Raw genomic sequence first — 20,678 nt, forward strand, 5'->3', positions numbered from 1 at the left:
TACAGACGAGGAAGGCGCTTCGTTCAAATATTATTTTATTTTTTTTATGATTCTCGCAGGATTCCCGCCAACTACTACATTACCCGGCACATCTTTCGTTACAACAGCGCCAGATGCGATGACAGCATTATCTCCAATTGTTACGCCCGGATTAATAATCGCTCTTCCGCCAATCCATACGTTATCGCCAATTGTAACTGGTTTTCCGTACTCTGATCCGCTTATGCGCTCTACCGGATCAAGCGGATGCGTTGCTGTATAAATGTGAACACCTGGAGCTAACATACAGTTCACTCCGATTGTAACTGGGCATACGTCTAAAATCGTACAGTCAAAGTTTGCGTAAAAGTTTTCACCAACGTGAATGTTATAACCGTAATCACATCTAAAAGAAGATTCAAGATGAATGTTATCTCCAGTCGTTCCGAATAGTTCTTTTACGATTGCACTACGTTCTTCTAGCTTTACTTCTGGTGTTTCATTTAATTTTCTCGTTAATATACGAGCTTGCTCCCTCCCTTGAACTAAAACGGGATCAGCCGGTATGTACATTTCCCCTTGTATCATCTTTTCTTTTTCTGTTTTCATTTCCTTCTCCCCTTCCAACACGTATATATAAGTTTATAATAACATAAAAAAGAAGGGTCTGAACGTATTCATTCAGACCCTTCCTCTTTTAATCTTCCATCGTCGATAAATCGCCTGTTGGTAAGTTTAATTCCCACGCTTTTAATACGCGGCGCATAATTTTACCACTTCTCGTTTTCGGTAATTTATCTCTAAATTCAATTTGTCTTGGCGCTGCATGAGCTGCTAGGCCTTTTTTCACAAATTGACGAATCTCTTCTTTTAATTCATCAGATGGTTCGTATCCCACGCGAAGCGCGATAAATGCTTTAATGATTTCCCCGCGTACTGGATCAGGAATACCAATTACACCAGCTTCTGCTACAGCAGCGTGCTCGATTAATTTACTTTCTACTTCAAATGGACCAACGCGCTCACCTGACGTCATAATTACATCATCAATGCGCCCTTGGAACCAGAAGTATCCGTCTTCATCCATATAAGCTGAATCACCTGATACGTACCAATCTCCCGGCATGAAGTAAGAATCATATTTTTGTGGGTTATTCCAGATTCCACGCATCATAGCTGGCCAACCTTTACCAATCGCTAAGTTCCCCATTGTGTATGGAGGCACTTCATTTCCTTCATTATCAACAATCGCTGCTTTCACACCTGGAATTGGTTTCCCCATTGAACCTGGACGGATTTCCATACAAGGATAGTTACAAATAACTTGTCCACCTGTTTCTGTCATCCACCACGTATCATGAATACGAAGTCCAAATGCGCTCATACCCCAGCGAATTACTTCTGGATTTAATGGCTCACCAACACTTAATACGTGACGCACTTGTGATAAATCATATTTTTTAATTGCGTCTTGTCCAGCTCCCATTAACATACGGAACGCTGTCGGTGCACTATACCAAACTGTTACACCGTAATCTTGCAGTGCTTCATACCATGCCTCTGGACTAAATCTCCCGCCTAAAATAACATTTGATGCTCCCACTAACCACGGTGCAAAAATACCGTAAGCTGTTCCAGTTACCCAGCCAGGGTCAGCTGTACACCAATATACATCATCTTCTTTTAAATCTAATACCCATTTCGCTGTTTGATAGTGCTGAACCATTGCGTTTTGAGCATGAAGGACGCCTTTTGGCTTACCAGTAGAACCAGATGTGTAATGTAGAATTAAACCGTCTTCACGGCCTAACCACTCGATATGTAATTCTTTTGAAGCTTGTTCAAATAAAGGATTGAACGCTACAGTTTTCCCGCCTTCTTCTGCATTGTCTCCAACAAGGAAGACTGTTTTTAAAGCAGGTAAATCATTTAACGGTATGCGCTCTAACAATTCAGGAGTTGTAATTAACACCTTAGCTTCGCTATCTTCTAAACGATCGCGAACTGCGCCTTCCATAAATGCTTCAAATAATGGTCCAACAATTGCCCCTAATTTCACTGCACCTAAAAGTGCGAAATATAATTCTGGGGAACGCGGCATAAAAATAAAAACGCGATCGCCTTTCTCAACATCGCCATAGTTTTTCAGGACATTTCCTGCTTTATTAGAAAAATCCTTCATTTCCTTAAACGTATATTTCTCTTTTCGCGATCCATCTTGATAATAAAGTGCTACTTTATTCTTTCGATCGGATTTCGCATGCTTATCAATTGCCTCATACGCCATATTTACTCGGCCAGTTTCATTCCAAGTAAAATTTTTATTAACCTCTTCCCAGTTAAAATTCGCGTATGCCTCTTCATAATTCGGCAAATTATTTTCTCCTTTAATGACAGGAAGCGTTTCCACTTTCATACTTTACATCCCCCTCCTATGTATTCTATTATCTATTATAATAACATTATTTAAAATTTTCAGTATTTTTGTTGATTTTTAGACAAATTTTTAATGACAAAATTCGATTCACATCGCATATATTATAAAGTACGATATTAATAGATTCACAAACCCTCAAGGTGGTGAGCAATAAATTGATTCATATAAAAATATATAATGCCAGAAACTTAAAAACAGCGAAAGGCACTTTAATTATTGAAGGTCCTGTCTCTACACATAATCTTGAAATGTATGAATTTCATCCAGACTTAATTGCGTTTCGTCCTGCCGAGCAGCAATATAAAGCAATTGTCGAAATTTCTAAATTACCAGAAGCTCGTCTCATTATTGCTAGACATGACCAAACGATCGTTGGATATGTTACATACTTATATCCTGATCCGCTCGAGCGATGGTCAGAAGGAAAGATTGAAAACTTAATTGAACTCGGGGCGATTGAAGTTGTCCCAGCCTTTCGCGGTTGCTCTGTCGGAAAAAATTTATTAGAAGTTTCAATGATGGACAATCATATGGAAGATTACATTATATTAACGACTGAATATTATTGGCACTGGGATTTAAAACAAACAGGCTTAAATGTTTGGGAATACCGAAAAGTAATGGAAAAAATGATGAATGCTGGTGGTTTACAATGGATGGCTACAGATGATCCTGAAATTTGTTCACATCCTGCCAACTGTTTAATGGTCCGCATCGGTAAACGTGTTGATACGGATTCCATTCAAGCATTCGATCGTCTACGTTTTCACAATCGTTTTATGTATTAATAAAGGGGGCAACTGGAATGATTGTAGAAGAAATTATGAATCAAAATGTAGTAACATTGCATCCAGATGACACAATCGAAACAGCAATCCGAACGATACGTACGAAAGGTATTCGGCACATTCCAATTGTCGATCAAAATAATCACGTAGTAGGCATTATTTCTGATCGAGATGTAAGAGATGCAAGTCCATCAATTCTTGATGAACAAGTTTCACTCGATATGCTACAGCAACCGCTCGAACTTATTATGAAACACCCTGTCATGACTTGCCATCCTCTTGATTTCGTTGAGGAAATTGCTACTTTATTTTTTGAAAATAAAATTGGCTGCCTCCCTGTCACAAAGGCTGGAAAGTTAGTAGGAATTATTTCCGAATCTACAGTGCTACACACATTAGTGAAATTAACAGGAGCACATCAGCCTAGTTCACAAATTGAAATTCAAGTGAAAAATGAACCTGGTATTCTCGGAAAAGTAGTTGCTATTTTTAGCAATTTACAAATTAATATTGTGAGCGTTCTCGTCTATCCAGCAAAAGATGAGAATGATAAAGTACTCGTTTTCCGCATTCAAACGATGAATCCTCTAAAAGTGATTGATGCACTCGAAGCAGAGGGCTACCGCGTATTATGGCCAAACATAATGGGGATGCAAGCATGAGCAGCGCCTTCATTTATTCGGATGACTTTCGGGGCTATTCTTTTAGCCCTGATCATCCTTTTAACCAACTGCGCGTCACACTCACGTATGATTTATTACAAAAGAGCGGTTTTATCTCTCCCTCTCAAGTCATCGCGCCACGGATGGCTACAGATGAAGAGATTGCCTACGTTCATACAGAGGAGTACATAAATGCGGTAAAACGTGCTGGAGAAGGTAAGTTAGAAAAATCAATTGCGATGACATACGGACTCGGAACAGAAGATACACCGATGTTTCCCAATATGCACGAAGCAAGTGCATTACTCGTTGGCGGAACATTAACAGCTGTCGATGCTGTTATTTCCGGAAAAGTAAAGCACGCCCTCAATTTAGGCGGCGGCTTACATCATGGCTTCCGTGGTAAAGCATCTGGCTTTTGTATTTATAACGATAGCTCTATCGCAATGAAATATATTCAGAAGAAATACGGTTTACGCGTTTTATATATTGATACAGATGCTCATCACGGTGACGGGGTACAATGGTCTTTTTACGACGATCCTAACGTATGCACCATTTCATTACACGAAACTGGGCGTTATTTATTTCCTGGAACTGGCGCAGTAAATGAACGTGGACAAGGAAATGGATATAATTATTCTTTTAACGTTCCACTCGACGCTTTTACAGAAGACGAATCGTTTTTAGATTCATATCGAACAGTTGTAAAAGAAGTGGCAGCATACTTTAAACCGGATATTATTTTAACGCAAAATGGTGCTGATGCACATTATTACGATCCACTTACACACCTTTGCGCAACGATGAACATTTACCGTGAAATACCGAAGCTCGCTCGTGAAATCGCTAATGAATATTGCGACGGTCGCTGGATTGCTGTCGGCGGTGGTGGCTATGATCACTGGCGCGTCGTACCAAGAGCTTGGGCACTCATTTGGCTCGAAATGAACAACATCCAAAACATCTCAGGTTATCTCCCTCCAGAATGGATTGACGCTTGGAAAGGACAAGCAGAAACCGACCTTCCCCTTACATGGGAAGATCCAGACAACATGTATCAACCTATCCCTAGAAAACCAGAAATCGAAGAAAAAAATGCATTAACTGTAGCGAAATCCCTTGAAATTATTCGGAATAATATGACAAAATCTTTGTACTAAACGAAAAGGAGGCTCGTTTTTAAATAGCCTCCTTTTATTTATTGTCGGTTTCTGTCGGTAAGTCGATATATTTTAAAAAGCGCTGATATATTTTTATGTACTAATGGACTGGCCCAACTCTTATAAAAAAAGGTAGTGACACTATGTGGAAACAACAAATAATCAATACAAAGCGCGGCACATTCGAAATTTTCACTAAAGGCAATGGCGAACCGCTTTGTATTACACATCACTATTCACAATTTAATGAAACTGGCGATTACTTTGCGGATGTTTTCACTTCTACGCATCGTGTATTCCTCATTAATTTACGTGATGCTGGTAATTCTGAAAAAGCCAATTCAGAAAAAGAATTAACCATGATTGAAACAATCCACGACTTAGAAGCGATACGAGAAGCTTTACAACTTCCAACATGGCATTTCGCTGGCCATTCAACAGGTGGTATGCTTGGTCTTTTATATGCCATTGCATATCCAAATGCCTTACAATCATTAGTCGTGGCTGGAGCTGCAGCAAGCGACTATACGAAAACACCATTTTGTATTTATCATCCAAAACATCCACAGTTTCATTATATGCAAGAACTCATCGAAAACTTGAAAAGCCCTCATCTTACAAATGCAGAACGAAAAGAATTATCTACTAAGAGAACCCAATTATCATTGTTTAAACCTGAAAACTACAACTCTTATTTTTGTAAACCAATCCAAAAAACAATGTCCGCTAGCCGGATGAATGCTTTCTCTTGTGAATATCCGTTATTTGATTTAAGAAAGTACTTACCTTCTATCCACACAAAGACGCTTATTATTTGCGGAAGACATGATGTGCAGTGCCCGATTCAATATTCTATCGAGATGCATAAGGGTATACGTAATTCTATCTTCATTCCATTTGAGGAGAGTAACCATTACCCTTTTTTAGAAGAAGCTGCTCAGTTTACTTCTACTACTCAAATATTTTATAAATCGTTACACTAGTACCGCTATTATTAAGGAAAGCTCACAGTCTCTATAAGACTATGAGCTTTTTTCAAAAGAAATATTTCACACTAAAAACAAATAAAAGAACGCAAGAAATAACAACTAAACCCACATCAAGTAATACTGCCTTTTTATCTCCTTCTTTTATACTCATCATAAAATTAGAAATTATTTTAATTCCAAAAAAGACCATCATAAATAACCCACCGAAATGATCATTTGTAGAATCTTCATCATAAAACATTTGTATTGCACCGATAATTAATAAAATAAGTACGATATTAGTTCCAATCTTTACAGCCTTGTTTAATTTATTATCCTTTAATTCAGCCCCCAAAATCTAGCACTCCCTCTCAAACTATCGTGCGTGTTGGCACAGATCTTTTATTCCCTTTTAAATTTTAACATAAATTACCTTATATATCCTTTTCCTTACAGTCATAGGCATTCCGACAATAATGATACTCCCTTCATTACAACATGCTCGCGCTCATAACTTTGCAGAAATAGAAAAGATTTTGTTAGAAGGACGTAAGTAAAAAGCTAATTTTTGCCTTCCTCCCCCACCCTATGCTACATTTAACCCGTTACATCAATATTAATAGGGTGGGAATAAACATGAACAAACCTAAAATTGGGATGATTGGACTTGGAAGTATCGCACAAAAAGCCTATCTTCCAACACTTACAAAAGAAACAGATTGGAATTTTGTAGGGGCCTTTACACCTAACCCCGAGAAAAGAAAACAAATTTGCCAACAATATCGTATTCAAGACTTTCATTCTATGGAAACACTAGCTTCTGAATGTGATGCCATCTTCGTTCATAGTTCAACTGCTACACATTATGAAATCGTTTCTGAACTTCTGAAAAAAGGAATCGACGTTTATGTTGATAAGCCGCTAGCAGCTACAGTAGAGCAAGCTGAGAAACTAGTCGAGTTGAGCGAGAAGTATAACCGAAAGTTAATGGTAGGATTTAATCGCCGATTCGTTCCTATGTACGTTGCTGCCAAAGAGCAAGCTAATGATATTTCATGGATTCGAATTGAAAAGCACCGCACAAATAAAGTGGGGCCATATACGTATGACTTTACTATGTTAGATGATTACTTACATATTGTAGATACTGCTCGCTGGTTAGCTAACGATGACCTTAACATCGTTCATAATATGATGCAAATCAATGAAAAGAACGAACTTCTTTACGGACATCATACATATACAACTGCAAATGGACTTTTACTTTCTACGGCGATGCACCGCCATGCAGGTACAAATTTAGAACAAATTGAACTTGTAACGGCAGGTAAAATCATTCGCGTAAAAAATATGAACACATTTGAAATTGAGCAAGAAAACTCCGTTTCACAAAGTGGTTCACCATCATGGGAGACAACGTTAAAGCAGCGCGGATTTGAAGATGCTGTTCATCATTTTATCCAATGTGTACAAGGTGATACACAGCCTATTGTAGATGGATTAGAAGGATTAAAATCTCAACAAATGCTCCAATCTCTACTGCAAGCTGTAAGCAAAAATTAAAACGGATACATTTTTCAGAATTTACTTTCATTCCCATTTCCTCTTTATTTCTATCACAAATTTCTATAGAATATGTTGATAGGAATTATAAATTTCATATTGAATCGTGGAAAGGATGGGATTAACACATGTGGAACGAGTTTAAAAAATTCGCATTCAAAGGGAATGTAATCGATTTAGCTGTCGGGGTTGTAATCGGTGCTGCATTCGGTAAAATCGTTAGTTCTTTAGTAAAAGATATCATCACACCATTACTTGGTATGGTACTGGGCGGCGTTAACTTTACAGATTTAAAACTTACATTCGGTAAATCATCTATTATGTATGGTAACTTCATCCAAACTATTTTTGATTTCTTAATTATTGCAGCTGCTATCTTTATGTTTGTTAAAGTTTTCAACAAACTAACATCTAAAAGAGAAGAAGAAGAAAAGAAAGAAGAACTTCCAGAACCAACAAAAGAAGAAGAAATTCTTGGCGAAATTCGCGACTTACTAAAACAACAAAACTCTTCTAAAGATAGAGCATAATTGAACGGATAAAAAGGCATGCACCCTCGGGACATGCCTTTTCTATATGCTATAACGTTTCTGAATTCATATGAATAAATAAAATAATACCAGCAACCATAAGTACCATAATACTACCTGCAAATAGTGTAATACCCATAAACATTAAACTTGTGCTCATGTCCACTGATACACTTTCAATAAAAATAGAAATTACATACGTGATAAGGGCGATTCCTGCAAGAATACTTCCTGGAACAAATCGCTTTAAGCCATTTTGTTTTAACGTCATATATGCAAAAATAGCGGTCATGCAAAGCGTAATTATCCAAAGAACGATCATCTCTTCTCCCCCCTCACAAGCCTTTTCTTTCTATTATACATGACATCGCCCTATAATAGTTAAATTTGCACTTGTGTGACATATAACAAGGAATAATCCAAACTGTAGCGAATGTCTTATGAAGAATCCAAAATACATTATCATTATCAAAGTAACGTATTTACAATACCCGCTTCACTTATCGCGAGTATTGTTTATAAAATAAAACATTCAGCATAAGGAGACTGATCTCATGTGTATGCTGTAAAATTATTATTTGAATCTGTCCATTCAGGTAAACCTAATCCTAGTAAAATTGATGAACATTATGAAGAGAATCACGATACACTTTTTGAAGAAAGTATCATTCTCGTTAAGGCGAACAGTTTAGAGGAAGCTCATGAGCTAGGTGAAAAGATAGCTCTACAGTCTGAAGATACGTACGATAATATGTACGGTGAGCAAGTAACATGGACGTTTAGAAAAGTGTTGCATGTTTTCGAATTAGATGACACACCATTTGAGACAGGAAAAGAATTATATGCACGCTTTTTACATGTTAAGAAAACTGAAAGTGTAGATACAGTAGTTAAACACCATTATCCTGAATATGAATAAAAGCTCACAGCTATCGCTGTGAGCTCTCTTATTCTTACTTCGTTGAATCTCTAAATTGGATACGGTGAGGTAAGATAACTGAGTGATCTTCTACTTTTTCTTTGTTCATATATTTCGTTAGTAAACGCATTGCTACTGCACCAATATCATACATTGGTTGTACAACTGTCGAAAGTTGCGGACGAACCATTAATGCAAGACGTGTGTTGTCAAAACCAAGCACTTCGATATCCGTTGGTACGTTTAATCCTGCGTCTTGTGCTGCGTGGATTACACCTAGTGCCATTTCATCAGAAGATACGAAGATTGCTGTTGGTTTTTCATCCATGCCCCAAAGTCTTTCAAACGCTTCTATACCTGAATCATATGTGTAATCTCCATCAATTATAAGATTTTCATCATATGAAATACCTGCTTCTTCTAAAGCTTTTTTATAACCTTGTAACTTCTTCGCGCTTCCTGCTTTATTAATGAAAGGACCAGAGACGAAACCGATACGTTTATGTCCTTGCTCAATAAAATGCTTCATTGCATCGTAAGCTGCTTGTGTATAATCAATATTTACTGATGACGTTTCATTTTGTTCATCAAATGACGCTGCTAATACAATTGGTACTGGAGATTTTTTGAACTCTTCAACGTGAATATCTGTAATGTCTTCACCCATGAAAACAATCCCGTCCACTTGTTTCCCAAGCATCGTATTTAATAAGTGGAACTCTTTCTCTTTGTTCTGGTCAGAGTTACTTAAAATGATGTTATATTTGTACATTGTTGCGATATCTTCAATTCCACGAGCAAGTTCTGCATAAAACGTATTTGAGATATCAGGAATAATAACACCCACTGTAGTTGTCTTCTTACTTGCTAGTCCACGTGCTACCGCATTCGGGCGGTATCCTAAACGATCAATTGCTTCTAATACTTTCTTTCTTGTTGTAGGCTTTACATTTGGGTTACCATTCACAACGCGTGATACGGTAGCCATTGAAACATTTGCTTCACGCGCTACATCATAGATTGTTACGTTCATCTCTTCGCACACTCCTTCTATTTATGTTATCTATTTTTATGTATCGGTTCACTTGAATGAAAAAAAGACATCAACTCTATTTGCAGATGCCAACAATCGTCCCGAGTTCTTCCTTTTACTAATGATACGCTAAAAACACAGGGTCATACAATATTTTCCCGCAAAAGTTTCGAAAAAATTCGCTTCTTTTCTCGTATTTTCGTATTTTTTATGCAAAAAAGGTCAATTTTTGTAAAAAAGCTATGTAACAAGGGCTACATAGACTAAGAAATCTTTTTATAATTTACTTCCGAATGCTTTTAATTCTTTCATAAACTCATTGAATTCTGGAATGTCCATTTGCTGCGCTGCATTTGATAATGCAACTGCTGGGTCTGGATGTACTTCAGCCATAATAGCAAAAGCACCAATTGCCATAGCCGCTTTTGCAAACGGTAAGAGAAGGTCACGTCGCCCTGTAGAATGCGTTACATCGACAACAACAGGTAAATGTGTTTCTTTCTTTTAAATTGGCACAGCGGAAATATCAAGCGTATTACGCGTTGCTGTTTCATATGTGCGAATACCACGCTTTAATAATATTGGTTTATTTACAGCACCAGCTGCCTTTAACAGTTCAAATTTTTGCATATTGCGAGCGCCAATTTGAATAACATCAACATAATCTGACACTTTAAAGAAGGCACTGAAAGAGTCTATTTCATAAGAAAAAAGAGGTCATTCCCTACTATGTACAGGTAATGACCTCCTTTCTTCTTTCAACATCTTTAGGAAATTCGAAATGTTTTTCTCGAAGTATTCACTTTTTCAGTAGCCTCAGCTTAAAAACTGTCTTTTTTTATTATAGGAAAGAAACAAACGGTTTATCGCTGTTCTTCTCTTTTATAATAACAGCCTCGATTTTATTCTCGGACTTTATTTGTAATTGAACTTTAGCATCTTTAGGAAATTGTTCTAACATACTTTGAGCAGCCGTTTGAGAGAGTGCCATTAATTCTGACTTACCGTTATATTTAACGACAATATCCATCTTTAATTTATCCATCTTATTTTGCTTATAAGAAATCTTAGCATTAACAGGGATATAATCTCCTGGAGAAAATGCCTTCATTGCTTCAGAAAATTTCTTTAGCTTATCATTATCTTCTCCATGTGCCCCCCCAAATTCTTGAGAAGGATACGAATACGACTTTTCATCAATAGTATCCCAATTTCCAAGATTAGTCTCGTTCTTTTGAACAGTAGCGCTTGAAATATAAGTACCATTCTTTAAAGAACTTGTACTTTCTTGCTTGAATATAGCAAATGTAATTGGAGATTTGTTATATTTATCGTTTTTATTAATAGCTTCTATAAGCCCCTTAGCGACTTCAGTACCTTTAGAAATAGCTTCCTCATTAGATACACTTGAAGACATAGATAAACCAATAACAACACCAGATAAGCTTAGTTCATTTGAATTTTGTTTGCCGAAGTAGTCCTGTTCTATAATATTAGTCAAAACTGGTACTTCTTGTTTCGTAACTAATTCATCAATTGTTTTCTCTGGAATATATTGATTTAATTGTAATACGTAATTTTCTGTATCGAATTGTTTTGAAGCAATATCCATTAAACCATTTTCATATTCTGCTAAATCTAGTTTAGAATTAGTTTTAACATTAACTGTATTAATTACCTTTTGTTCTTTTAAAGGAATAACAGTTCTATAGTAATCCTTAGAAACAGCAGTTCTTGGAATCATACTTTTTTCTTTCGTATCTTTCTGTACAACTTCATCCTTCTTCTCAATAGTATTATTGCTGCAAGCCCCCAGTAATAAACTTAAGCTTGCGATGCATAATGCCATTTTCTTCATTGCTTAAAACCCACTTTCAAAAGTCAATTTACTTAGTTTTAAAGTATCTCTAGTGTACCACTAAATATATTGCAACAAAATAAAAAAGAAGCAAGCCCTTCGCTTGCCTCTCCCTATTTTACATTCTCTTCTAAAGCTTCTTTTTTAATATTCCAGTGCGATGTATGCCATACTACCATTCCATCTTTTATGTATAACACTTGCGGAGATTCATGCTTAATGCTGTACTGCTCTGCAACATGGTTCGAAACATCTCTCGCCTCTTGTACGTATAAGTAATATGCTGGCACTTCTCTTTCTTCACCGCAATACGCTTGAAACTCAGTATATGCACCGTGACTAATTGGGCATGTCGTACTATGCTTAAAAAGAACGTAGGGCTCGTTCTTTTCTACTAACGCTTCAAGTTCTTCAGTCGTTTCAATCTTCATCATACTCATCGTTACTCACCTCTCATGCGAAGTCTAGAGCGCTTCTCTCTCTTTTCAGCCTTCTGCTCAGCTCTCTCAAGTTTACGCTCTTCTTTTTCAACCCTTTTCTCTTGTCTCGTAGTACGGTAATGGTTGTATACTTCAATTGCTGCACTGCTCCATTGCACAACTTGTGCTACTTTATCTGCATTATTTTCAATTTCGTCCGTAACAGACTCTGATACATTGCGAAGCTTCGTATTTAAAGAGTGGATCGTCGTTCCGATTCCATCCACACCTTCTACTACTTTATTTAGCGACTGTGACTTCTGTTGAATATCATCAGCTAACGCATTTGTCTTATGTAATAATTGCTCCGTCTCTACGCTTATTCCTTGCATTTGCTTTTCTAAACCTTCTAACGTGCTCGCAACGTTTTCTAACGTCTTCTGAACCGATAACAACGTTCTGCATACATACACTACTAATACTGCGAAAGCAACCGCGATAATAGCCGCACTTACATATAGAAGAACTTGCATTTCATCACTTCCTTTATCTTTTTCATACTTTCTCCCATTATACAATCATTTTCCGTTTCATTCTAATCCCTATCTTTTCATTAGAATTTTCATACTTATTCGTTAACTTTAACATAAATGATTCAACAAATTCCACTAAGTAGGTTACAATAGGAGAGGATACATAATTAGTAGGGAGGCTTTACATATGAAAGATCCACGCATTGAAAAGTTAGCATACAATTTAATTAACTACTCTATTCGTTTACAAAAAGGCGAAAAAGTATTGATTGAAAACTTTGGCTTACAAAAAGAACTTGTAACTGCACTTGTAAAAGAAGCATATGCAGCTGGTGGTTTCCCATTCGTTTCTTTAAAAGATCATCAAGTAGATCGCTCTTTATTAATGGGTGCTACTGAAGAACATTTCGAACAAATCGCTGCATATGAAGCGAGCGTAATGAAAGATATGGACGCTTATATCGGCCTTCGCTCTGGTGATAACATTAACGAACAAGCTGACGTTCCAAGTGAACGTATGAAAGTTCACGGCCAAACAATTGGCAAAAAAGTTCATAGAGACATCCGTGTTCCGAAAACACGCTGGGTTGTTCTTCGCTACCCAAATGCTTCTATGGCGCAGCTTGCTAAAATGAGCACAGAAGCTTTCGAAGACTTCTACTTCGAAGTTTGTAACTTAGACTACGGTAAAATGGATAAGGCGATGGATAGCCTTGTTACATTAATGAATAAAACAGATAAGGTTCGCTTAACTGGCCCTGGAACTGACTTAACATTCTCTATTAAAGACATTCCAGCTATTAAATGCTCGGGTCATTTAAACATTCCAGATGGTGAAGTATACTCTGCACCAGTTCGCGATTCTGTTAACGGTACAGTTTCATACAATACACCATCTCCTTACAACGGTTATACATTTGAAAATGTACAACTTAAATTTGAGAACGGTCAAATCGTTGAAGCAACTGCAAATGATACAGAGCGCATTAACAAAATCTTCGATACAGACGAAGGCGCGCGTTTCGTTGGTGAGTTCGCAATCGGCGTAAACCCATACATCTTACATCCAATGGGAGACATCCTATTCGATGAAAAAATCGATGGCAGCTTCCACTTCACACCTGGACAAGCTTATGATGATGCATGGAACGGCAACAACTCTAACATTCACTGGGATTTAGTATGCATTCAGCGCCCTGAATACGGCGGCGGTGAAATTTACTTCGACGACGTATTAATCCGTAAAGACGGACGCTTCGTTGTAACTGAACTAGAAGCTTTAAACCCAGAGAACTTAAAATAATGAAAAACGCTCGGAATTTTCTCCGAGCGTCTTTTTATTAATATTGTAATAAATCTTTCGCCACATCTTCTGGCACTTTAAAACTCATTTTCTTATTTTTCATTTCAACTTCGACATAAGGGACATCTTTATATACTGTCATAGTACCAATTTCATGTAACTCTTTTTTATCTTTACCCGAATCCAATAATTTCGGTGTATCCTCTTGATACATTTTAAACGTTTTCCCTTGCGGAGTATCTAAAGGAGCCGATTCCATTTCCCACTCATCCATTTTGATTGATTCAAACAACTTTGTGATTTCTTTCTTATCGGTAATTGTTTTTTTATCACTCGAATCAATAAGCGATTCAATTTCAATTTTTTGTGCCTTTTCTAAACTAACATCAGACTTCTCTTTCTTCGCACTACATCCTATTAAAAGAATGGATGCAGTTAGCAGAAACAAAAACAACATATAGATCTTTTTCATTTCTAATCCCCCTACTTTATATGGAGCTATTTTTCTCGCTTTTTGTTTGCTGAAAATGAAAATAAAATAAAAGCGTCACTGCGATAGTACCTATTAATATTGGGACATATAAGGGCAGATCCCATTTCATATATACTCTAGTGCAACCAACAAGCACAAACAAAATTTCCAAACAAAATAAAGTGAAACTTTAATCAGTGGGGGTTTTGTTCATCCCCCACTGATTATTAGCCCTCACCAATCGGGCTTTTACGGGCAGCCCGACTCCCACCTAACTTCTTTGCTCCTGCCGAATTTTGAGGTGGGAGTCTTACTGCCCGTTAATGCGGGGTAAAAGTTTTACATACTTCATCTCTTACCTACCATTTCTATTTTTACATGTGGATTCTCTTTCTCAACAAGTGACAAAAAACTTGTCATATCTTGCGGCATCGCAATCATATGTACTTTATATGCATTCGTCGTAATTTCAAGTGATTTCCCAACTTGACGAACAACTCTTATATCTTTTAATACAACATCGTCATTTAAAATACCATATTTTAACACGCCATTTTCCACTTTATGTTTTTTAATAAATATTTCCCAAACGATTGGTACATTTACAATGAAGCATAAACCCATTCCAATCAACGCTGACATCCACTGCTCTTTATTTGTGAAAAGCATGACAATTGGATACACAAACATAAAAGCTAATGTGAGACTAACGAAAATTACCGCTGACTTACTTCTTTGAATTGGAAAATCCATACACGCACCCCCTAACTAAATTATACCATTTTTTCCATTTTAGTTCATAAAAAAAGGCCATTTATGAATGACCTTTTTAAACAGTATACCTATAAAATTTCTTATCTACCTCTAGCACTGGAAAACTTTTTGGCAACTCTTCTATACTCACGCTTTGAAAACCATTCTTTTCGTAGAAACGGTGTGCTGCTAGAAATTTAACTGTTGTTCCTAAATAAATGTCTTCCAAGTTCTTTTCTTTCGCCCAAGAAATTGCCGTTTGAAGTAGCGTATGTGATGCGCCCCATTCTTTTCCGCGGAACTCTTTCTTCACGAACATTTTTCTTAGCGCTACTTGATGCTTCCCAATATCTAATAAAGCTATCGTTCCAACTACTTTCCCATCATAAGTTGCTACCCAAAAATTTCCGTTGTCCCTTTGATAGAACGTTTCTATTTCAAGTAAGTCCGGCTGCTCTTCTTTCGTAATAGGGACCTTGTACTCTTTCCGCTGAATATGAACGATAAGATCTACTACTTCCTCTTGAAACATACTTTCATACGGAATAATACAAATCTTCTCGTTCATCGAATTTTTTTCCATTCTGAAGCTAGTAAACTGTACACAGCGATATCCTGAAAATGATCGTATAACCATTCGTCATCTCTTAAAATACCATCTAATTTAAAACCTAAACGTTCTGGAATCGCACGGCTTTTCGCATTTTCAACACCGCAACGAATTTCAATTTTATTCAGCTTTAAATTATCAAATGCATAATGAAGCACAGCCTTCACACTTCGCGTCATAATACCTTTCGCGCCAGCATCTTCTGCAAGATAATATCCAAGACTCGTAGCTTTCTTACCCCAGCTCACCGGATGAATACCTACCATCCCAACGAGCTTTCCTTTATAGCGTATACCAGCCTCAAACCCATCTCCCTCTGCAAATTTCTTTAACCAAATCGGAAAAATCTCATTATACGCATCAGCTGATTTCGTTCCATCTACCCAAGGGAGCCATCTTCTTAAATGGTTACGGTTTTGATCTAATAATTGATATAATTCCTCTTTATGATGTTTTTCTAATAGTTGTAGTTCGATTTCGTCATCTACTCGGAGTGTGAACATGTTTTTTAGCCCCTTTTTATTTTTCTTATTATTCTAACACTTACAGATACAAAATGTTAAATATTCACACTTTTTTCGGTTTTATTTGTATAAAACCAGAAGAATATAATACTCCCGTAACAACTAATATCATTCCTACAGATTGTGCGGGCGTTATATTTACTCCTTCAATAAAAGAAATAATCATTGTAACAACAGGCACTAAATTAAAAAATAAAGATGTCCTTGCTGCCCCAATTTGAGCAATTCCATTATTCCACCATAAGTAACCGAGCACACTCATTCCAATTGCCATAAAGAGAATCGCTCCCCAAGCTAACAAAGGAACTTCTAAAACTGGTACTATACTTTTTTGAGTGACAGATATCACAATAAAGGCAAGAGCACCAATCGTCATCGTATATGTCGTAGTTTGTATTGGGCTACCAGTTTTAATAAACCTTCTGCCTAGTACACCGTATAACGCCCAGCAAATATTCCCTAATAAAATATAAAAATCCCCTTTTGAAAATGATAAGCTTTGTAGTATTGTAGATGAACCTTGTGTAAGTACAAAAACAACACCAAGTAATGCAAGTAACATTCCAATACCTTGGCGCTTTATAATTTTTTCTCGTAAAATAACACTTGCTAATAGCATCGTAACGAGCGGATTCGTCGCCATAATAAGTGCACCATTAATAGCTTCTGTATGTTTCATACCTAAAAAGAAAAAGAAGTTAAAACCAAATACACCAACAATACCTAGCAAAAGGTAATAAGCCCTATTCTGCCTCCATACCTCCACCTCAAAATCTTTTCGTATTTTTAACAGACATAACATCACAAATGCAGCAATCCCAAAACGCCATGCCGCTATATGAATCGCTTCGAAATATTGCACCGCATATTTCGAAGCATTAAATGTTCCACCAGTGAAAATCGCAAAACCTAGTAACTGAGCGTATACTTTATTCTTCATTGTTGGCCTCCGAGTTTTTCTCTTCTAGAAAACCATAATAAATTTCTAACTTCTCCTCTGTTAACAAAACTACTTTTTGCAATTGCTCCTGCTGTTCCCTTAAACGATCTAAGTGTGTTGTTAAAATTGAAATCCTCTTTTTTATTTTCGCAGGTACTTCCTCTTCCCGCTGTCTAATCTCCTCTATAATACATCCGTCACTTGCAAACTCAGCCATCTCTTCTAAAGACATTCCTGTTTGCTTTAATGAATATAAAAATTTTAATAGGCGCACATCACCTTCTGTATACTGACGAATGCCACTATTCCGCGTTGGTGGTGGCAATAAACCTAGTTTCTCATAATAGCGCAAAGTATGAATACCCATCCCTGTTAATTCTGCGACTTCACCGATTTTATACATGTTTTCTCCCCCTTGTTTTTACATATTCATCTTACAACCTAGAGCTAACTCTAGGTCAATACATAAATAAAAATCGGACACAACAAAAAAAGACGCACAGCCAAGCTATGCGTCTTTTCTATTACTTCTCTGCAACTTGAACTTCTTTTACGTAAGCTGCTTCGAATTTTTGGATGTCACCTGCGCCCATGAAAATAAGAACGCCGTTTTTATGTTTCTTTAACACATCCGTTGTTGTATCTGTAATTAGTTCTGCGCCATCGATACGTTTTTGCAGATCTTCAATTGTTAATTCACCTTTGTTTTCACGTGCTGATCCGAAAATATCACATAAGTATACTTGGTCAGCTTTACTTAAGCTTTCCGCGAACTCATCTAAAAATTTCTCTGTACGTGAGAATGTATGTGGTTGGAATACAGCGACAACTTCACGCTCTGGATGTTTTTGACGAGCTGCTTCAATCGTTGCATTAATTTCTGTCGGATGGTGTGCATAGTCATCAATGATAACTTGTTCTCCCATTGGCTTTTCATTAAAGCGACGTTTTACGCCTTCAAAAGTTGTTAGCTGATGCTTAACTGCTTCTACATCAACGTTTTCATAATGGCAAAGCGCGATTACTGCTAATGCATTTAATACGCTGTGATCGCCGTATCCTGTAATTTTGAACGTGTCATAATACGTATTACGAACGAATACATCGAATATAGTACTATCAGTTCTCTTTTGAATGTTACGTGCTTGGAAATCATTATCTTCTCCAAATCCATAGAAAATAACAGGTACTTTCGCTTGAACTTTTTGAAGTTCTTCATCATCACCACATGCAATAATACCTTTTTTCACTTGCAATGCCATCTCTTGGAATGCATTAAATACATCATTGATGTCTGCAAAGTAATCTGGGTGATCGAAATCGATATTTGTCATGATTGCATAGTCTGGATAGTAAGACAAGAAATGACGACGATACTCACAAGCTTCAAATACAAAATACTTACTATTTTCTACCCCATGCCCCGTTCCATCTCCAATAAGGTATGATGTTGGGTGTGCACCTTGCATTACATGGGCTAACAAACCAGTTGTTGATGTTTTTCCATGTGCACCAGTTACAGCAACACTTGTGTACTGATTCATAAGATCACCTAAGAAGTGATGGTAACGATGTACTGGGATATTTAATTCTTTTGCTGCTACGATTTCTTCATGCGTATCAGGAAATGCATTTCCTGCGATAATCACTTGTCCTTCTTTAATATTATTCTTATCAAAAGGAAGGATGGAAATACCACGCTTTTCCAATGCTGTTTGTGTAAAGAAACGCTTTTCATAATCAGACCCTTGAACAGTATGCTTCATGTCATGAAGAATTTGTGCTAATGAACTCATTCCTGTTCCTTTAATTCCTACAAAATGGTAAACTGTCATCTTAAAGAACCTCCAACATTTCGAACTAATACAACGGCCTATCTATAAGACAGTATATGAATCTTTTTTTATTTTGGTAATCATCATACATTTCTGATGCAGTGAATTTCTTTTTATATTCACTTATCAGTGATAAACTCGTACGTACTTCTTTTATGTCCATAACACATTTATTATAGCAAAAAACAAGCCGCTATACTATGATAACAGAAAAACTGATAGGGTCAATCACCTATCAGTTTTTCTCGCTTTTACATATCTTCTTTTGTTTCTAATTGAACACGCTCTAGACGTGAATTTGGACGGTATTTACGACCAGCTTTTGCTTCTGGTTTTCCATTTAATTCTACGTTATCACCAGTAAAACCAATATTCATTTTTAATAAGCTACTTCCTACTCCGTATATATCGACAGGAACATTTTGAGCTTCAAATTCACGAATACGCTTCTCATCAAACCCACCAGTTACAACGATATCTACATGTTGGAACCCTTCCTCATCAAGAGCCTTACGAAGTGCAAATACAAGTGATGGATTTACACCACGTGGATCGAATGTTCCAAGTACTTCTGGGTGACGAATGAAGTATTGATCAATCATTGTGCGAGACGTATCGACACGTACACCTTTTAATGTTGATTCAAATTCACGCGCTACGCGAAGTGCATCTGTGATGACATCATTGTTATAATCAATTAGTACGACTAATTCATCTTCTGGGAATTTTTTATGATATGCCTTTGCAGCTTCAACAACATCACCATTAAACATTTGAATTAAAGCGTGAGGCATCGTCCCCATACCACTTCTGCCCCACCATTCATTCATTGCATGCGTCGCTTGCGCGCTCATACCTCCGATGTATGCCGCATAGCCGTCACCAGCTTGTTGCGTATAATGATCGTCACGATCTCCCATGAAAATAACCGGTTTTTCTTTATCTACACTACGTGCAGCTTGGACAACGTTATATACGTTTGTCGCAACTGATGTACGACGAGCTAAAATCCCATCAATTACACCTTCTAAAAAGCCGAAGTATTCATAAGGACCATGAATTGTTAAAACTGTTTCAAACGGACTAATATTATCGCCATCCTTTAAAGAATGAATTTCTAATTCCTCAGGATTTTTGGCAAATGTTTGTAGCAATGCGATTACCTCATCTGCTCCGCAAAGAACTGCATGTTCTTTTTGAAAAAACTGCATTGTTACAACGCTTTTCGGGCGAAATTCTTCAATGATTTCTCTAGTTTTTAAAAAGTAAACGGCAGAGAACCAGCCTTCTCCAACACGTTCATCAAATTTAAATGTTTTATTTGTTAGTCGATTTATTTCACCTTTTAATTTTAATTCAATTTCTTTCATGTCGCTTTACTCCCTACTT

Annotated in this window: 24 protein-coding genes and 2 pseudogenes; 9 read left to right on the plus strand and 17 right to left on the minus strand. The window is 36.9% G+C overall.

What is annotated here, in order from left to right:
• Positions 1 to 30: 30 nt before the first annotated feature.
• Both ABH957_RS16865 and acsA read right to left on the minus strand, forming a co-directional pair.
• Entirely contained in the window at positions 31 to 588 is a 558-nt protein-coding gene (locus tag ABH957_RS16865; RefSeq protein ID WP_404443660.1) for a maltose acetyltransferase domain-containing protein, read from the minus strand.
• 88 nt (positions 589 to 676) lie between these two features.
• Entirely contained in the window at positions 677 to 2,395 is a 1,719-nt protein-coding gene (gene acsA, locus ABH957_RS16870; RefSeq protein WP_002067621.1) for an acetate--CoA ligase, read from the minus strand.
• A gap of 176 nt (positions 2,396 to 2,571) precedes the next feature.
• Here acsA and acuA point away from each other — a divergent pair, with 176 nt between their 5' ends.
• The 4 genes from acuA to ABH957_RS16890 all read left to right on the plus strand — a co-directional run bounded on the left by acuA (position 2,572) and on the right by ABH957_RS16890 (position 6,012).
• Positions 2,572 to 3,204, plus strand: a complete 633-nt coding sequence (gene acuA, locus ABH957_RS16875; protein ID WP_404454278.1) for an acetoin utilization protein acetyltransferase AcuA — start codon at positions 2,572 to 2,574, stop codon at positions 3,202 to 3,204.
• Positions 3,205 to 3,221: 17 nt separating this feature from the next.
• Entirely contained in the window at positions 3,222 to 3,866 is a 645-nt protein-coding gene (locus ABH957_RS16880; RefSeq protein WP_002160217.1) for an acetoin utilization AcuB family protein, read from the plus strand.
• Positions 3,863 to 5,029, plus strand: coding sequence for an acetoin utilization protein AcuC (gene acuC, locus ABH957_RS16885; RefSeq protein ID WP_404443831.1), 1,167 nt, complete (start codon positions 3,863 to 3,865; stop codon positions 5,027 to 5,029). Before ABH957_RS16880 ends, acuC begins: the two co-directional genes overlap by 4 nt.
• 143 nt (positions 5,030 to 5,172) lie before the next feature.
• Complete coding sequence (locus ABH957_RS16890) at positions 5,173 to 6,012, plus strand: alpha/beta fold hydrolase (RefSeq protein ID WP_404443669.1); 840 nt, start codon at positions 5,173 to 5,175, stop codon at positions 6,010 to 6,012.
• Positions 6,013 to 6,064: 52 nt separating this feature from the next.
• On the opposite strand, the gene ABH957_RS16895 is transcribed toward ABH957_RS16890, so the two are convergent.
• Positions 6,065 to 6,352: a hypothetical protein gene (locus tag ABH957_RS16895; protein WP_404443672.1), complete on the minus strand. Its 288-nt coding sequence runs from the start codon at positions 6,350 to 6,352 to the stop codon at positions 6,065 to 6,067.
• Between the two features lie 281 nt (positions 6,353 to 6,633).
• On the opposite strand from ABH957_RS16895, the gene ABH957_RS16900 reads away from it, so the two are divergent.
• Positions 6,634 to 7,560: a Gfo/Idh/MocA family protein gene (locus tag ABH957_RS16900; protein ID WP_404443675.1), complete on the plus strand. Its 927-nt coding sequence runs from the start codon at positions 6,634 to 6,636 to the stop codon at positions 7,558 to 7,560.
• Positions 7,561 to 7,688: 128 nt separating this feature from the next.
• A complete protein-coding gene (gene mscL, locus ABH957_RS16905) occupies positions 7,689 to 8,090 on the plus strand; it encodes a large-conductance mechanosensitive channel protein MscL (protein WP_002015591.1) in 402 nt (133 codons plus the stop codon).
• Positions 8,091 to 8,139: 49 nt separating this feature from the next.
• Here the strand turns inward: mscL and ABH957_RS16910 are convergent, their stop codons facing one another.
• Positions 8,140 to 8,412, minus strand: a complete 273-nt coding sequence (locus tag ABH957_RS16910) for a DUF3917 domain-containing protein (RefSeq protein ID WP_000636592.1) — start codon at positions 8,410 to 8,412, stop codon at positions 8,140 to 8,142.
• A 111-nt stretch (positions 8,413 to 8,523) separates the two neighbouring features.
• On the opposite strand from ABH957_RS16910, the pseudogene ABH957_RS16915 reads away from it, so the two are divergent.
• Both ABH957_RS16915 and ABH957_RS16920 read left to right on the plus strand, forming a co-directional pair.
• Positions 8,524 to 8,631, plus strand: a pseudogene (locus tag ABH957_RS16915) (DUF3949 domain-containing protein); the annotation flags it as partial.
• Positions 8,632 to 8,646: 15 nt separating this feature from the next.
• The gene (locus tag ABH957_RS16920) at positions 8,647 to 9,009 is read left to right on the plus strand and encodes a DUF4288 domain-containing protein (protein ID WP_002184820.1); all 363 of its coding nucleotides are present in this window, start codon (positions 8,647 to 8,649) and stop codon (positions 9,007 to 9,009) included.
• Between the two features lie 34 nt (positions 9,010 to 9,043).
• On the opposite strand, the gene ccpA is transcribed toward ABH957_RS16920, so the two are convergent.
• The 5 genes and pseudogenes from ccpA to ABH957_RS16945 form a co-directional block, all read right to left on the minus strand.
• Positions 9,044 to 10,042: a catabolite control protein A gene (gene ccpA / locus ABH957_RS16925; protein ID WP_002034370.1), complete on the minus strand. Its 999-nt coding sequence runs from the start codon at positions 10,040 to 10,042 to the stop codon at positions 9,044 to 9,046.
• Between the two features lie 276 nt (positions 10,043 to 10,318).
• Positions 10,319 to 10,717, minus strand: a pseudogene (locus ABH957_RS16930) (bifunctional 3-deoxy-7-phosphoheptulonate synthase/chorismate mutase); the annotation flags it as partial.
• Between the two features lie 166 nt (positions 10,718 to 10,883).
• Positions 10,884 to 11,900, minus strand: a complete 1,017-nt coding sequence (locus ABH957_RS16935; RefSeq protein ID WP_002015611.1) for a CamS family sex pheromone protein — start codon at positions 11,898 to 11,900, stop codon at positions 10,884 to 10,886.
• Between the two features lie 113 nt (positions 11,901 to 12,013).
• A complete protein-coding gene (gene ytxJ / locus ABH957_RS16940) occupies positions 12,014 to 12,340 on the minus strand; it encodes a bacillithiol system redox-active protein YtxJ (RefSeq protein ID WP_404443681.1) in 327 nt (108 codons plus the stop codon).
• Positions 12,341 to 12,342: 2 nt separating this feature from the next.
• Positions 12,343 to 12,852 (minus strand): DUF948 domain-containing protein, encoded by a 510-nt coding sequence (locus ABH957_RS16945; RefSeq protein ID WP_016095984.1) that lies wholly within the window; start codon positions 12,850 to 12,852, stop codon positions 12,343 to 12,345.
• 187 nt (positions 12,853 to 13,039) lie between these two features.
• Here ABH957_RS16945 and ABH957_RS16950 point away from each other — a divergent pair, with 187 nt between their 5' ends.
• A complete protein-coding gene (locus ABH957_RS16950) occupies positions 13,040 to 14,155 on the plus strand; it encodes an aminopeptidase (protein ID WP_002184819.1) in 1,116 nt (371 codons plus the stop codon).
• A gap of 37 nt (positions 14,156 to 14,192) precedes the next feature.
• Here the strand turns inward: ABH957_RS16950 and ABH957_RS16955 are convergent, their stop codons facing one another.
• The 8 genes from ABH957_RS16955 to ABH957_RS16990 form a co-directional block, all read right to left on the minus strand.
• Positions 14,193 to 14,627 carry a hypothetical protein gene (locus ABH957_RS16955; protein WP_002129451.1) on the minus strand — a complete coding sequence of 145 codons (435 nt, stop codon included), beginning with the start codon at positions 14,625 to 14,627 and terminating at the stop codon, positions 14,193 to 14,195.
• Between the two features lie 348 nt (positions 14,628 to 14,975).
• Positions 14,976 to 15,380, minus strand: coding sequence for a PH domain-containing protein (locus ABH957_RS16960; RefSeq protein WP_078177727.1), 405 nt, complete (start codon positions 15,378 to 15,380; stop codon positions 14,976 to 14,978).
• 76 nt (positions 15,381 to 15,456) lie between these two features.
• Positions 15,457 to 15,948 (minus strand): GNAT family N-acetyltransferase, encoded by a 492-nt coding sequence (locus tag ABH957_RS16965; protein ID WP_033731444.1) that lies wholly within the window; start codon positions 15,946 to 15,948, stop codon positions 15,457 to 15,459.
• A complete protein-coding gene (locus tag ABH957_RS16970) occupies positions 15,945 to 16,493 on the minus strand; it encodes a GNAT family N-acetyltransferase (RefSeq protein WP_088004788.1) in 549 nt (182 codons plus the stop codon). The genes ABH957_RS16965 and ABH957_RS16970 overlap by 4 nt, the downstream gene beginning before the upstream one ends.
• A gap of 64 nt (positions 16,494 to 16,557) precedes the next feature.
• On the minus strand, positions 16,558 to 17,454 hold the full coding sequence (locus tag ABH957_RS16975) for a DMT family transporter (protein ID WP_002164956.1): 897 nt from the start codon (positions 17,452 to 17,454) through the stop codon (positions 16,558 to 16,560).
• Positions 17,444 to 17,857 carry a MerR family transcriptional regulator gene (locus tag ABH957_RS16980; protein ID WP_002015599.1) on the minus strand — a complete coding sequence of 138 codons (414 nt, stop codon included), beginning with the start codon at positions 17,855 to 17,857 and terminating at the stop codon, positions 17,444 to 17,446. The genes ABH957_RS16975 and ABH957_RS16980 overlap by 11 nt, the downstream gene beginning before the upstream one ends.
• Positions 17,858 to 17,978: 121 nt before the next feature.
• A complete protein-coding gene (murC, locus tag ABH957_RS16985) occupies positions 17,979 to 19,289 on the minus strand; it encodes a UDP-N-acetylmuramate--L-alanine ligase (protein ID WP_016120911.1) in 1,311 nt (436 codons plus the stop codon).
• Positions 19,290 to 19,540: 251 nt separating this feature from the next.
• A complete protein-coding gene (locus tag ABH957_RS16990) occupies positions 19,541 to 20,659 on the minus strand; it encodes a nicotinate phosphoribosyltransferase (protein ID WP_404511830.1) in 1,119 nt (372 codons plus the stop codon).
• Positions 20,660 to 20,678 lie beyond the last annotated feature (19 nt).

Origin of the sequence: Bacillus sp. RC242 (assembly GCF_044908245.1) — a bacterium.
Lineage (GTDB): Bacteria > Bacillota > Bacilli > Bacillales > Bacillaceae_G > Bacillus_A > Bacillus_A mycoides.